At 59.8% G+C, this 13,033-nt stretch carries 15 protein-coding genes and 1 pseudogene; 13 read left to right on the forward strand and 3 right to left on the reverse strand.

All coding sequences use genetic code 11. The features are described from left to right. Positions 1–34: 34 nt before the first annotated feature. The 5 genes from SB822_RS27370 to SB822_RS27390 all read left to right on the forward strand — a co-directional run bounded on the left by SB822_RS27370 (position 35) and on the right by SB822_RS27390 (position 4,043). Positions 35–706 carry an RraA family protein gene (locus SB822_RS27370; protein WP_007737991.1) on the forward strand — a complete coding sequence of 224 codons (672 nt, stop codon included), beginning with the start codon at positions 35–37 and terminating at the stop codon, positions 704–706. Positions 707–908: 202 nt separating this feature from the next. After that, positions 909–1,808, forward strand: coding sequence for an amino acid ABC transporter substrate-binding protein (locus SB822_RS27375; protein WP_410856093.1), 900 nt, complete (start codon positions 909–911; stop codon positions 1,806–1,808). A 30-nt stretch (positions 1,809–1,838) separates the two neighbouring features. Continuing rightward, complete coding sequence (locus tag SB822_RS27380; protein ID WP_009771145.1) at positions 1,839–2,594, forward strand: amino acid ABC transporter permease; 756 nt, start codon at positions 1,839–1,841, stop codon at positions 2,592–2,594. Between the two features lie 12 nt (positions 2,595–2,606). Then, positions 2,607–3,278 (forward strand): amino acid ABC transporter permease, encoded by a 672-nt coding sequence (locus SB822_RS27385; protein ID WP_410856094.1) that lies wholly within the window; start codon positions 2,607–2,609, stop codon positions 3,276–3,278. 27 nt (positions 3,279–3,305) lie between these two features. Beyond that, positions 3,306–4,043 (forward strand): amino acid ABC transporter ATP-binding protein, encoded by a 738-nt coding sequence (locus SB822_RS27390; RefSeq protein ID WP_009771143.1) that lies wholly within the window; start codon positions 3,306–3,308, stop codon positions 4,041–4,043. Here the strand turns inward: SB822_RS27390 and SB822_RS27395 are convergent. The 3 genes and pseudogenes from SB822_RS27395 to SB822_RS27405 all read right to left on the reverse strand — a co-directional run. After that, complete coding sequence (locus tag SB822_RS27395) at positions 4,040–4,174, reverse strand: hypothetical protein (RefSeq protein ID WP_009771130.1); 135 nt, start codon at positions 4,172–4,174, stop codon at positions 4,040–4,042. The genes SB822_RS27390 and SB822_RS27395 overlap by 4 nt on opposite strands. Positions 4,175–4,437: 263 nt before the next feature. Then, positions 4,438–4,920: an IclR family transcriptional regulator C-terminal domain-containing protein gene (locus SB822_RS27400; protein ID WP_086915470.1), complete on the reverse strand. Its 483-nt coding sequence runs from the start codon at positions 4,918–4,920 to the stop codon at positions 4,438–4,440. A gap of 172 nt (positions 4,921–5,092) precedes the next feature. Beyond that, positions 5,093–5,332 (reverse strand): annotated as a pseudogene (locus SB822_RS27405) (hypothetical protein); the annotation flags it as partial. A gap of 71 nt (positions 5,333–5,403) precedes the next feature. On the opposite strand from SB822_RS27405, the gene leuC reads away from it, so the two are divergent. The 8 genes from leuC to SB822_RS27445 all read left to right on the forward strand — a co-directional run bounded on the left by leuC (position 5,404) and on the right by SB822_RS27445 (position 13,031). Beyond that, positions 5,404–6,834, forward strand: coding sequence for a 3-isopropylmalate dehydratase large subunit (gene leuC, locus SB822_RS27410; RefSeq protein WP_079487291.1), 1,431 nt, complete (start codon positions 5,404–5,406; stop codon positions 6,832–6,834). A 2-nt stretch (positions 6,835–6,836) separates the two neighbouring features. Further along, positions 6,837–7,433, forward strand: coding sequence for a 3-isopropylmalate dehydratase small subunit (gene leuD / locus SB822_RS27415; protein ID WP_079487290.1), 597 nt, complete (start codon positions 6,837–6,839; stop codon positions 7,431–7,433). Between the two features lie 39 nt (positions 7,434–7,472). After that, positions 7,473–8,543, forward strand: a complete 1,071-nt coding sequence (gene leuB / locus SB822_RS27420) for a 3-isopropylmalate dehydrogenase (protein ID WP_007738018.1) — start codon at positions 7,473–7,475, stop codon at positions 8,541–8,543. A 168-nt stretch (positions 8,544–8,711) separates the two neighbouring features. Continuing rightward, positions 8,712–9,737, forward strand: a complete 1,026-nt coding sequence (locus tag SB822_RS27425) for an ABC transporter substrate-binding protein (protein ID WP_410856095.1) — start codon at positions 8,712–8,714, stop codon at positions 9,735–9,737. Further along, positions 9,734–10,588: an ABC transporter ATP-binding protein gene (locus tag SB822_RS27430; RefSeq protein WP_007738022.1), complete on the forward strand. Its 855-nt coding sequence runs from the start codon at positions 9,734–9,736 to the stop codon at positions 10,586–10,588. Before SB822_RS27425 ends, SB822_RS27430 begins: the two co-directional genes overlap by 4 nt. After that, positions 10,569–11,375: an ABC transporter permease gene (locus SB822_RS27435; RefSeq protein WP_007738024.1), complete on the forward strand. Its 807-nt coding sequence runs from the start codon at positions 10,569–10,571 to the stop codon at positions 11,373–11,375. Before SB822_RS27430 ends, SB822_RS27435 begins: the two co-directional genes overlap by 20 nt. Positions 11,376–11,418: 43 nt before the next feature. After that, a complete protein-coding gene (locus tag SB822_RS27440; protein ID WP_007738026.1) occupies positions 11,419–12,174 on the forward strand; it encodes an SDR family NAD(P)-dependent oxidoreductase in 756 nt (251 codons plus the stop codon). Positions 12,175–12,188: 14 nt separating this feature from the next. Beyond that, positions 12,189–13,031: a fumarylacetoacetate hydrolase family protein gene (locus SB822_RS27445; RefSeq protein ID WP_410856096.1), complete on the forward strand. Its 843-nt coding sequence runs from the start codon at positions 12,189–12,191 to the stop codon at positions 13,029–13,031. The last annotated feature ends 2 nt before the right edge of the window (positions 13,032–13,033 follow it).

Genomic DNA, 13,033 nt, shown 5'->3' on the forward strand with positions numbered 1-13,033 from the left:
GGAAGTTGATCCGCCACCGAAGAGGAGCGTTGCCGTGTCGAGTTCCGAGTTCAATATTCATCCGCCGCCCGCGCTGGCGCCGTCCGAGATCGTCGAGGCGCTACGGCAGATCGTGACGCCGCATATCAGCGACAGCCTTCAGCGCGTTTCAGGTGTGGTCGGCCTGACGCGATATCACCGCAGTCGGAAGCTGGTCGGCACCGCGTTTACCGTCAAGACGCGCCCTGGCGACAATCTTCTGATCTACAAGGCGTTGATGGATATGTCGCCCGGTCACGTCCTCGTCGTGGACGGCGGCGCGGACACGACCAACGCACTGGTCGGCGAACTCATCATGCTTTACGCGCAACAGCGCGGATGCGCAGGCTTCGTGCTGGACGCCGCTATCCGGGACAGCGCCGCGTTTTTCGAGGCTGATTTCCCTTGCTATGCGCGCGGTTCGAGTCATCGTGGGCCTTATAAAGTCGGACCGGGCACGATCAATGTGCCCGTGTCTGTCGGCGGACAAGTCGTTGCGCCGGGCGATCTGGTTGTCGGAGACGAAGACGGCGTCGTGTCCTTTCCGGCGAGCGACGCACGAAGAATCCTCGATGCAGTCGCGAAGATTGCTGCGAACGAGTCTCGCATCAAGGATGAGATCGCGACGGGCGCTCGCGATCAGGCATGGCTTCATAAGGTGCTGGCAGCGCATGGGCTGAGCGAATAGCACATCGGCATCGATTTTTCGAAACTTCCCTCCCGTAACACCTGGCGGCGATGTCGATTGGCATCGCCGTTTTTTTATCGCCGTTTCAATAGGCTCGACGTATCGAACTCTTCCTGAAATCGGAATAGACGTGGCTTTTTGCGCATCCGAGCATGTGTCCACAAACTGCAATTCGCGGACTCGCAAGAATCGGAGGATGACGATGAAAACATGGATGCTTGTCGCAATGGCCTGCTGCGTAACGACCCAGATCGCCGCAGCGGAAGAATCCACGCTCGCGAAAATCAAGGCGTCGCAGTCGATCACGCTTGGTGTGCGGGACAGTTCGATTCCGCTGTCGTACACGGGCGGCGACGGCCAGCCCATCGGCTTTCAGATGGATATCTGCAAACAGATTGTCTCAGCCATTCGAACGCAGCTGGGCTTGCCTAAGCTCGATGTGAAGTATCAGACCGTCAATTCGCAGAATCGTGTCGTGCTCGTGCAGAACGGTACGGTGGATCTCGAATGCGGTTCGACGACGAACAACCAGGCGCGTGCGCGGGACGTCGCGTTCTCGGTCACGACCTATATCGAAGAAGATCGCATGGCCGTAAGGGCGGATTCAGGCATTCGCAACCTGCGCGACCTCTCCGGCAAAACGGTGGTGGCGACGACGGGAACGACTGCGATCCAGCACCTGCGTCAGCATGAACGCGCGGCGGGCCTGAACTGGACGGACCTCTACGGCAAGGATCACGCCGATAGCTTCCTGATGCTTGAATCGGGCCGTGCCGATGCGTGGGTGCTCGATCAGGGCGTGCTGCGCGCGACCATCGCGATCTCGCGTAACCCGGCCGCTTATACGGTCACGGGCGAGCCGTTCAACACGGAACCGATTGCCATCATGTTCCGCAAGGACGATCCCGACTTCAAGAAGGTCGTTGACGGCACGATCCGAAAGATGGACGCCAGCGGCGAGATGAAAACGCTGTGGAGCAAATGGTTTGTTCAGCCGATTCCCCCACGCGGAATCCGGATGAACATGGAGCCACCCGAAGCGCTGGTCAAGCTGTGGGCGCAGCCAAACGATCTGCCGATGGAAAGCTACGCGGCGCAGTAACCCAATTGTATCGACACAGGGAGAGAGGAGATGGCGCTGGACTGGAGCGTGTTCTGCAAGGAAACGACGACGGGCGATTTGATCGCAGACTGCTTCGGCAGCCGTGGCGACCAGACCTATCTGAACTGGATTCTTTCGGCATGGAGCTGGACGTTGACGGTCTCGCTCGGCGCGCTGCTGGTCGCGTTGATCGTCGGCGTGGCTGTGGGAACGTTGCGCACGTTGCCGGACAGACCGTGGCTTGCGTCACTTGGCGCGGCATGGGTTGAGCTTTTCCGCGACATTCCGTTGCTCGTTCAGATCTTTCTCTGGTACTTCGTCATTCCCGATGCCTTTCCGTTGCTCAAGAAGTGCTCGCCCGCGTTGCTCGTCATCGTTGCGATCGGCTTGTTCACGTCGGCGCGCATCGCGGAGCAGGTGCGCGCTGGCATCCGCTCGCTCTCGCGCGGTCAGCGTCATGCGGCGCTCGCGCTTGGGCTGACCACAGCGCAAACCTATCGCCATGTGCTGTTACCGATGGCCTTGCGCATCATCATTCCGCCGCTCACGTCGGAGGCGATGAACGTCGTGAAGAATTCGTCTGTCGCCTTTGCCGTCTCTATCACCGAGTTGACGTTCTTCGCCCGACAGGCGGGAGAGGAAACCGCCGCACCCATTCAGATGTATCTCGCGGCCACTGTATTGTATGGATTGACGGCCTTCGGCGTGAACCGCCTGATGCATGTCATCGAGCGCAGGGCGCGGATTCCTGGGTTCGGGTCGGCTGGCGCCGCCGCCGTTCATTGAGGAGTCGGAGCGATGCCAGGCACTCTCGACCTCGATTTCTTCCGCTGGGATGTCGTCGCGCCATTCGTCGCGAAAGGTCTGGGCTACAGCGTGTGGCTGACCATCGTCGCGACGCTTGGCGGAATCTGCTTCGGTACGGTGCTGGCACTTGTGCGGTTGCTCGGCAAACCGACTCTCGAACGGCCGGTCGCCATTTACGTCAACATCATGCGCTCCGTTCCGCTGGTCATGGTGCTGCTGTGGTTCTTCCTCATCATTCCGTTCGTGACGGGCCGACCCGTCGGCGCGGAAATGTCGGCGGTCGTGACGTTCGTCGCCTTCGATGCGGCGTACTTCTCTGAGATCGTCCGCGCGGGGATTCAGGCTATTGCACGAGGGCAGTTCAATGCGGGCTTTGCGCTCGGGATGACGTACGGGCAAAACATGCGATTCGTCGTGCTGCCGCAGGCGTTCCGCAACATGCTGCCGGTGTTTCTGACGCAAGTCGTCATCTTGTTTCAGGACACCTCGCTCGTCTATGCCATCGGCGCGTACGACCTGCTAAAGGGATTTGAAACAGCGGGAAAGAATGTCGGCCGGCCGGTGGAAGCTTACCTGCTTGCCGCAGTCGTGTACTTCCTCGTCTGCATGGCGTTGTCCACGGCTGTGCGACTCGTGCAGAAGCGAGTTCAGATTATTCGTTGAAGGATATCCATGAGCCAGATGAAGCCCATGATCGAAATGCGCGATGTCTCGAAGTGGTACGGCACGGTCCAGGTGCTGGACAGATGCTCCTTGTCGATCGCGAAGGGCGAAGTTGTTGTCGTATGCGGGCCTTCGGGGTCAGGCAAATCGACGCTGATCAAGACCATCAATGCGCTCGAAGCAATCCAGAAAGGTGCTATCCATATCGATGGCACGCACGTCAATTCGCCACGCACGAACCTGCCGAAGCTGCGTAGCCGTGTCGGTATGGTCTTTCAGCATTTCGAGCTGTTCCCGCATCTGAGCGTCACCGACAACCTCACGCTCGCGCAGACAAAGGTGCTCGGACGCAGCTTCGACGAGGCACGAACACGTGGCCTCAAAATGCTCGCTCGCGTCGGCCTCTTGGCGCACAAGGACAAATATCCGGGCACGTTGTCGGGCGGGCAGCAACAGCGCGTTGCGATTGCGCGTGCGTTATCGATGGATCCCGTCGTCATGTTGTTCGACGAACCTACATCTGCGCTCGATCCGGAAATGGTCGGCGAGGTGCTCGACGTGATGACCGCGCTCGCAGACGACGGCATGACCATGATGTGTGTGACGCATGAGATGGGATTTGCTTCACGCGTCGGTAGTCGCATCGTCTTCATGGATGTCGGCGGGCGCATTCTCGAGGACTGCACGCGCGACGAGTTCTTTGGCAATCCGACGGCCCGGCAGCCGCGCACAAAGGATTTTCTGAGCAAGATCATTCAGCACTAAGCCGCTGATCTCAACGAGAAATCGAAGTCGATCGTCGGATCGAGCGGTGGCACCTTTCGCTGGAGGTCGAGCAGATAGGAGCCGAGGCGGTTGATATGGTCCTTCCCGTAAGGCGAGAGTGTCTCGAGCACGCCGGCATCGACCGGATGCCCCTTACGCTGCCTGATGAGCCCCTTTCCTCGAACGTGGGGGCGGTGTCGTGTTCAGGCTGTCTGTCAATTCGCAGCTAGCATCTGGAACAGTAAATCGCCCGTCGCGTAGCGACACTGCTGTTCCAGCGACACTGCTTCAATGAAAATTATGCGAACCACTCACGCAGTCACGCAACGCATTGTGCTGCCGCTGATGTTAGCCAGCTAACTGTGACCGACTGATTTCCATGGCGATTCTCAGGTCATTGCGGACTACCATCAAACCATCGACGATAGTGTGCGCGCCCCGCTTTCGAGCGCAGGCAATACTCGTCGACCATTTGCGCCGGCGTCATCCGGCTCGAATGCACACTTACCGTTAGCGCACAGATCAGCTGATTTCGCACGTTCATAACCGGAACCGCGATCGAGCGCAATCGGATCTCATACTCCTCGTCAATTACCGAATGCCGTTCGTTGCGTGTCTGCTGAAACTGCGAAAGGATTTGCGCACGATCGGTAATCGTCTTCGCGCTGAACTGCTTGATGTCGATGCTCTCGAGATACTGCCGGATCTGAGCATCGGTACGGTGCATCATCAGCACGCGGCCGGAAGCCGTGCAGCAGGCGGGTAGGCGGGTAGCCGCGTGCCGATGCCGATCGACACCGACGCGATGCACGTCGCGGATGAGCGGCCGACAAATACAACCTCGTCGCCATCGAGCAGCGTGAGCGATGGACCTCATTCATGCGTTCGCCGATCACCTCGAGGATCGGCTGTGCGAGTTTTGTCAGCGACGCGCCCGACAAGTAGGCATAGCCGAGCTTCAGGATACGCGGCGTCAGGCGAAAAAATTTGCCATCGAACTCCGCGTATCCAAGCTTTGTGAGCGTCAGCAGATAACGGCGTGCCCCGGCACGCGTAAGTCCCGTCTTCTCGGCGACGACTGCCGCTGTGAGCGCGACCTCCGAAGCATTGAATGCATCAATGACGGCAAGCCCCTTCTCGAACGCGCCGATGAAATCGCGGTCCGCCTGGCAAGTTTTGTCGCGTCGACGAGAACATCGACATTGATGATTCTCGTCATCGCGATCGGCGATGGTGCCTTTCCAAAAGACCACGAACAAGCCGACGTGCCTGATGCATGATGTTTTCACACCAGAATCAATTGCGAAACCGCACGGTCGTGTTTGCCACGGCCGATAAATTGATGGAGCGAGACAAAACAATGCAATCTGACCAAGCCATGGGTGGTCCGAGAACCCTTTACGACAAGATCTGGGACGCTCACCGGGTGATGACGCGTGACGATGGGCAGGACCTGCTGTTCATAGACCGGCATTTCGTTCACGACGTCACTGCACAATCGTTTGACATGTTGCGTGAGCGTGGACTCAAACCGCGCTCGCCCGATCGCATCTTCGGCACGGCCGACCACTACGTTTCCAGCGCGGCGAACGATATGGCGTCCGTGGCAGACCCCGAGCGGCGAGCCATGATCACGGCCTTGCAACGTGATACCGCGGAGTCGCGCATCACGCTGTTCGATATGGATGACTCGCGGCGCGGAATCGTCCATGTCGTCGGACCCGAGCAAGGTTTAAGTCTGCCTGGCATGACCGTCGTCTGCGCCGACAGCCACACGTCGACGCATGGCGCGCTCGGGGCGCTGGCATTCGGCATCGGCGCAACCGAGGTGGCGCACGTGCTCGCCACACAATGCCTCTGGCAGCGCAAATCGGGCAACATGCGCGTCATCCTCGACGGAAAGGCGGGTCAGGGCGTTACTGCTAAAGACTTGATTCTCGCCGTGATTGCGCGGATTGGCGTGGCTGGCGCGGCAGGCCACGTAATCGAGTACGCCGGCTCGGCTGTCGCGGGCCTATCGATGGAAGGACGGTTGACGCTATGCAACATGACGATCGAGGCGGGCGGCCGTGCCGGAATGATCGCTCCCGACGACACCACTTTCGGTTATCTGTCTGACCGCCCTTATGCCCCTGCAGGCGAGCAGTGGGATCGGGCGATGGTGCACTGGCGCGAGCTTTTTACCGACGCAGGCGCGGTGTTCGATCGCGAGGTGCATATCGACGTGGCTGATATCGCTCCCATGGTGACATGGGGAACCACGCCCGAGTACGCGTGCGCAATCGACCACCGCGTGCCCGATCCTGCGGAGGAGGCCGACCCCGATCTCCGTGCGGCAATGTTGCGGGCACTTGAGTACATGGGGCTGAAGCCTCACGAGGCGCTGGAAGGCGTCGCGATCGATAGGGTTTTCATCGGCTCATGCACCAACGGACGGATTGAGGACCTGCGCAGCGCGGCCGAGGTCGCGCGCGGTCGCCGCGTTGCACCTGGCGTCGAGGCATGGGTGGTGCCCGGATCGCACCTGGTACGCGCGCAGGCCGAAGCCGAAGGGCTGGATCACGTGTTCAGGGAAGCCGGTTTCGAGTGGCGCTTCCCCGGCTGTTCGATGTGCCTTGCAACCAACGGCGATGTCGCTGCCCCCGGCCAGCGCTGTGCCTCTACCTCGAACCGCAATTTCGTGGGCCGTCAGGGGCCGGGCGTGCGCACACACCTGATGAGCCCGTCCATGGCTGCTGCCGCTGCAGTGATGGGTCATCTGACGGACGTGCGCCTCCTCTTGGGAGCCTGAAAATGGACAGCCTGAAATACCTTGACTCCGTCGCGGTGCCAATTGCCGAAATCAACTGCGATACCGACCAGATACTGCCAGCACGCTTCCTCCAGAAACCTCGTTCCGACGATTTCGGCCAATTTCTGTTCCGTGCACTGCGCTTCGACCACGATGGTGCGGAGCGACCGGACTTTGTGCTCAACAAGACGCCTTACCGGCAGTCTCGCATCGTCGTAGCCAACCACAATTTCGGTTGCGGTTCTTCGCGGGAGCACGCCGTCTGGGCGCTGTATGACTACGGTATCCGGGCGGCGATTGCGCCAGGCTTCGGCGATATCTTTTTCATCAACTGCCTGAAAAACGGGCTACTGCCCATCGTATTGCCAGAGGCCGTGGTTTTGCCGCTGCTGGACACCTTGTCGACCAGTCCGGGCAGTCGCATTGCCATCGACCTGCCCGCACAGACCGCGACGTTGCCCGACGGCTCGGCCCATGTCTTCGAGATGGAGCCGTTCGCGAAAGAGTGTCTGCTGCGAGGGATGGACGAGATCGACTACACGCTGTCGCATCAGGATCGCATCGACGCGTTCGAGCGCAACCATGCCCGCGCGTATTGAAGGCGCACCCTTACGGATAACAACCAAGGAGAAGCTCAGATGAAGATTGCAGTCATGCCGGGTGACGGTATCGGCACAGAGGTGGTGGCGCAGGCGGTCAAGGTGCTACGGGTCGTGGCGCCTCATGCCGAGACTCAGGAGGCGTCCATCGGCGAGGCAGGCATTCAGGCCCATGGAGTGCCACTTCCCGAACCCACTCTGGAGCTGGCTCGCAAGGCCGATGCGATCCTGTTCGGCTCGGTGGGTGTGGCCGACGAGGCCGATATCCCGCGTGAACGTCGTCCCGGTACGGGATTACTGCAGTTGCGCGAAGCGCTGACCCTGTATGCCAACTTCCGGCCGGCCTATATGTTCCCGGAACTGATCGGTGCTTCGACCTTGCGGCCAGAGGTGGTCGATGGGCTGGATCTCGTAATCGTGCGTGAATTGAATGGCGACGTCTATTTCGGTCAACCGCGTGGGTTCGAAACCAACCAGGCCGGGGAGCGCGTGGGTTTCAACACAATGCGCTATTCGGCATCAGAGGTCGAGCGGGTTGCGCGTGCTGCCTTCGAAAGCGCTCGACGCCGCAGCCGCAAGTTGTGCTCAGTGGACAAGGCGAATGTGCTCGAGGCAAGCCAGTTATGGCGCGAAGTTGTCACGCGCGTCGGGCGCGATTACCCGGATGTCGAACTGACCCATCTCTTTGTGGATGCCGCCGCCATGATGCTCATGCGTCGACCCAAGCAGTTCGACGTGATCGTCACGGGCAATCTGTTTGGAGACATTCTCTCGGATGCTGCGGCGATGTTGACCGGTTCAATCGGCATGCTGCCTTCAGCATCGCTGGGCTATAACCGCAAGGGCTTGTACGAGCCTGTGCACGGCTCGGCGCCGGACATTGCAGGCAAGGATATCGCCAATCCGCTCGCCGCGATCCTGTCGCTTGCGATGATGCTGCGCGAGAGCTTCGAGATGGAAGATGCCGCGACCCGCGTTGAGCAGGCCGTGCGTGCAGTGCTAGGCGCCGGCTATCGAACTGCCGACATCCATCAGGAAGGCACGCAATCCGTGGGTACCCGAGACATGGGCGATGCGGTGGTCGAGGCACTGCGCAAGCAGGCGGCGTAAGCGCGCATCGCGCAGCAGGAAGAAGGTCAGAAGCAAGAGGATCGGGGGCATGAGGAGCCGATGATCCTCGGCAGTTCTCTGCATCAAAGGTATCGGGTTCGTGAAGACCCCGGTCCATCCTCGGCAGTAGGTCGCACCAAAATATTCCCTAAAAGGGAGGAGACAACCATGAAGCTGAAATTTGCCATCGCGCTTTGTGCCGCGTTCGAGCTTGGCTGCGGTTCTGTCGCGGCCGTGGCCAAGGATGTGCCTGAAAAACCCGAACTTCACATTGCGGCGGCCTCCGTCGGCATCACGTATCTGCCGATGCTCGTCGCCGTGCAACGCGGCTATTTCAAGGACGAAGGGTTAGATGTGCACATCGCTGCCTTCTCAGGGGGTTCCAAGACATTAGAGGCGTTGTTGGGAGGGAGCTCCGACATGGTAGCGGGCGCCTATTCAAACACCATCACGATGGCTACCAAGGGGCAGCACCTGGTGACGATCGCAGCGCAGGTCAATTGTCCAGGCTGGATCTTCGGCGTGTCCCAGAAGCGCCAGGCCGAAGTCAAGTCGACGAAGGACCTGAAGGGTATGCGTATCGGCGTGAGTGCGCCGGGCTCCAGCACACATATGGCACTGAACTACATCCTGCACAAGGCGGGGCTTCAGCCATCGGACGTATCCATCATCGGTGTTGGTCAGGCTGCGGGAGCCGTAGCGGCAGTGAGGGCGGGCCAGATCGATGCGCTGATCGTCAATGATCCGAGCGCCACAATCCTGACGAAGGACGGCAGCCTCAAACCGTTGGAGAACATGCGTACCGCAGAGGGTAACGTCAAGGTGTTCGGGTCGGATTATCCGGAGTCGAGCCTGTTTGCGACTCAGGATTTCATCAATAAGAATCCGAAGACGGTACAGGCGGTCGCCAATGCGATCGTGCGCGCGGAGAAGTGGATCGCCAAAGCCACGCCCCAGCAAGTCGCGGACAATGTGCCGCCTGAGTACCTGGGCGAGAACAAGGCACTGTATGCCGAAGCCTTCACAAATAGCCGCCGGTGCATCGCACAGAACGGGGAGATTACGGCCAAAGGTGCACAGACCGTGCGTGATGTGCTGTCGGCGTTCGACCCGAACGTGGCGGCGGCCAAAATTGATCTCTCCTCGACCTATGACAACCGGTTTGTCGAGAAAGCGGCGGAGATCCAGCCATGAGCACTGTGCCGTGCAATATCGTCGTTGATCGTGGCCAGACTGCAATGCGTGAGGCTTTGCGCTTTGACAATGTAACCTGCACTTTCGCCGGCAATGGCAAGAACGCTCAGACCTACACGGCCGTTTCCGGCGGCAATCTGGCGATCGGCGACGGAGAGTTCGTCTCGATAGTTGGACCTACGGGGTGTGGCAAGTCCACGTTGCTGAATGTGGCAGCCGGGCTCACCCGGCCATCGTCGGGCAGCTTGAGCGTGTTCGGCGAGAAGCTGACCAATGGCCTGAACAAGCAAGCTGCCTACCTGTTCCAGGTCGACGCACTCATGCCCTGGAAGACGGCCGAAGAGAACATCGCCATGGGCCTCATCTTCCGTGGCACGCGCCACGATGAGGCGCTGAAGGTGGCGCACGAATGGCTTGAGCGGGTGGGTTTGCACGGCCACGGCAAAAAGTATCCGCACCAGATGTCGGGCGGCATGCGCAAGCGTGCCGGCCTGGCGCAAGCACTGGCGCTGAATCCTCGCATCATCCTGATGGACGAACCCTTCAGTGCGCTGGACATCCAGACCAGGCACCTGATGGAAAACGAGCTACTGCGGCTGTGGTCGCACGACCGCAAGTCTGTGATGTTCGTGACCCACGATCTCGAAGAGGCTATTTCCTTATCGGACCGCGTCATCGTGCTGTCGGCAGGGCCCGGTACGCGGCCTATCGCGGAGTTTGAAATCGACCTTGTGCGTCCACGCGAAATGTCAGAAATCCGTATGACGCAGCGTTTCCTGCAACTGCACACCCAGATCTGGGACGTGCTTCGAGGGGAGGTTCTGAAAAGCTATGCGCGCAATCGTGTTTGACCCAAACAATCGCGTTGCTGTTCTTGTCACGCGGCTCGCACTCCTGTTCGGCGTTCTGTTCCTGTGGTGGATCTGCACCAGTCAGAAATGGTTGTCGCCTTTTTTCTTCGGCGATCCGCTGGGCGTTGCGCATCGTATCGTCGAATGGACTGTGACCGGCTCGGTGTTTCGCCACCTGTACACAACTCTGCTCGAAACCATGCTGGCGTTCGCGATCGGTACGGTGTCCGGTCTGGCTTGCGGTCTATGGCTCGCGCTCAATCCGTTCCTCGCGGTCGTGTTCGATCCATTTATAAAGGCCATGAATTCCATGCCGCGACTGATCTTTGCACCGATCTTCGCGCTTTGGTTTGGCCTCGGCATCTGGTCCAAGGTGGCGCTGGGCGTGACGCTCGTCTTCTTCGTGGTCTTCTTTAACGTCTTCCAGGGGGTGCGCGAGGTCAGCCCTGCGGTGTTGTCCAACACCCGAATGCTGGGCGCCAATGCGCGTCAGCTAATGCGGCACGTGTATCTCCCTTCGGCGACGAGCTGGGTGTTCTCAAGCTTGCACAACGCGATCGGCATCGCGTTTGTTGGAAGCGTGGTCGGTGAGTATCTAGGCTCGGAGAAGGGCGTAGGGTATCTGATTCTGCTGGCAGAGGGCGTGTTCGACATCAACTCGGTTATCGCGGGCATTCTGGTGTTGACCTTATTTGCACTGTTGCTCGATACAGCGGTATCCCTCGTCGAGGACTACCTTCTGCGCTGGCGTCCTGTCGCCGGGCAGACCGTGGCCGCGAGCGCATGAGCATGTGCACCGCGATCGACACATCAACGTTAAGGAAATTATCTTGCAGACCAACGCAATAAATCTGAACGACCGCGTCGCTGTTGTGACCGGCGGCGCGCAAGGCATCGGTCTGGAGGTCGGCCGCCGGCTGCTGGCCTCCGGCGCGCGCCTCGTGATCTGGGACATCAATGCCGCAGGCCTGGAGCGGGCCCGTACAGAACTGGGACATTCCGATATTCACGTCGAACGTGTTGATATCGCCGACTATGCCAGCGTCGAAGCTGCTGTATCGGGTACGCTGAAAGTCGCCGGACGCATCGATATCCTGATCAATAACGCGGCGATCGTTGGCCCAAATGCGACCTTGGCCGAGTATCCCATCGACGTCTGGAAGCAGGTGATCGACATCGACGTCAACGGCACTTTCCACTGCTGCCGCGCTGTGGTACCCGTGATGGTCGGGCAGAACTACGGTCGCATCGTTAATCTGGCTTCCGTCGCCGGCAAGGAAGGTAACCCCAACGCCGCAGCGTACAGTTCAGCCAAGGCTGCTGTCATTGCCATGACCAAGTCGCTCGGAAAGGAACTGGCGAGCCACGATATCGCGGTCAACTGCGTCACGCCCGCAGTGGCGCGTACGCCCGGCGCGATGGAACAATCGCCCGAGCATATCCGCTACATGCTGGGCAAGATTCCGCGTGGCCGTTTCCTCGAACTCAATGAAGCAGCCGCAATGATCGCCTGGCTTGTCAGTGAAGAGAATTCATTTACCACAGCCTCGGTTTTTGATCTGTCTGGTGGCCGGGCTACCTATTGAAGGGAACTTAAAAGATGAAGCTGTTACGCTACGGTCCGCCCGGCGGGGAGAAGCCGGGCCTGCTCGACACCGATGGAAACGTGCGGGACTTGTCGGGCCATGTGGCCGACATCTCCGGCGACGTTCTGCTGCCCGACAGTTTGGCCCGCCTGAAAGCGCTCGACGTCACTTCGCTGCCGCGCGTGGGAGGCGATCCACGCCTGGGCCCGTGCGTGGGCGGTACGCGAAAATTCATCTGCATCGGGCTGAACTACTCCGACCATGCCGCCGAGACAGGCGCCGCGATACCGCCGGAGCCCATCGTGTTTATGAAGGCTACCAGCGCGATCGTAGGTCCGAACGATGCCATTGAGATCCCGCGCAACGCTCTCAAGACGGACTGGGAGGTCGAACTGGGTGTCGTCATCGGCAAGACCGCAAAGTACGTGAGCGAGAGCGATGCTATGGATCATGTGGCCGGCTACTGCGTGATCAATGACGTTTCTGAGCGCGCGTTTCAGGCAGAGCGTCAGGGGCAATGGACCAAGGGCAAGTCGGCCGACACCTTCGGTCCGACGGGCCCGTGGCTAGTGACTTCAGACGAAGTGCATAATCCGCAAGCATTACCCATGTGGCTGGAGGTTAATGGCCATCGCTACCAGAACGGGAATACGGCCACCATGATTTACGGAGTGCGTTACCTTGTAGCCTACCTGTCGCAGTTCATGTCGCTGCAGCCGGGCGACATTATTTCCACCGGCACGCCGCCGGGCGTTGGGTTGGGGCAAAAGCCGCCCGTCTACCTGAAACCGGGTGACGTGGTGACGCTTGGCATCGAGGGCTTGGGGCAGCAACGCCAGAACGTTCTCCAGGGTTAGAT

The sequence above is a fragment of the Paraburkholderia sp. SIMBA_054 genome (assembly GCF_046534875.1).
GTDB lineage: Bacteria > Pseudomonadota > Gammaproteobacteria > Burkholderiales > Burkholderiaceae > Paraburkholderia > Paraburkholderia hospita.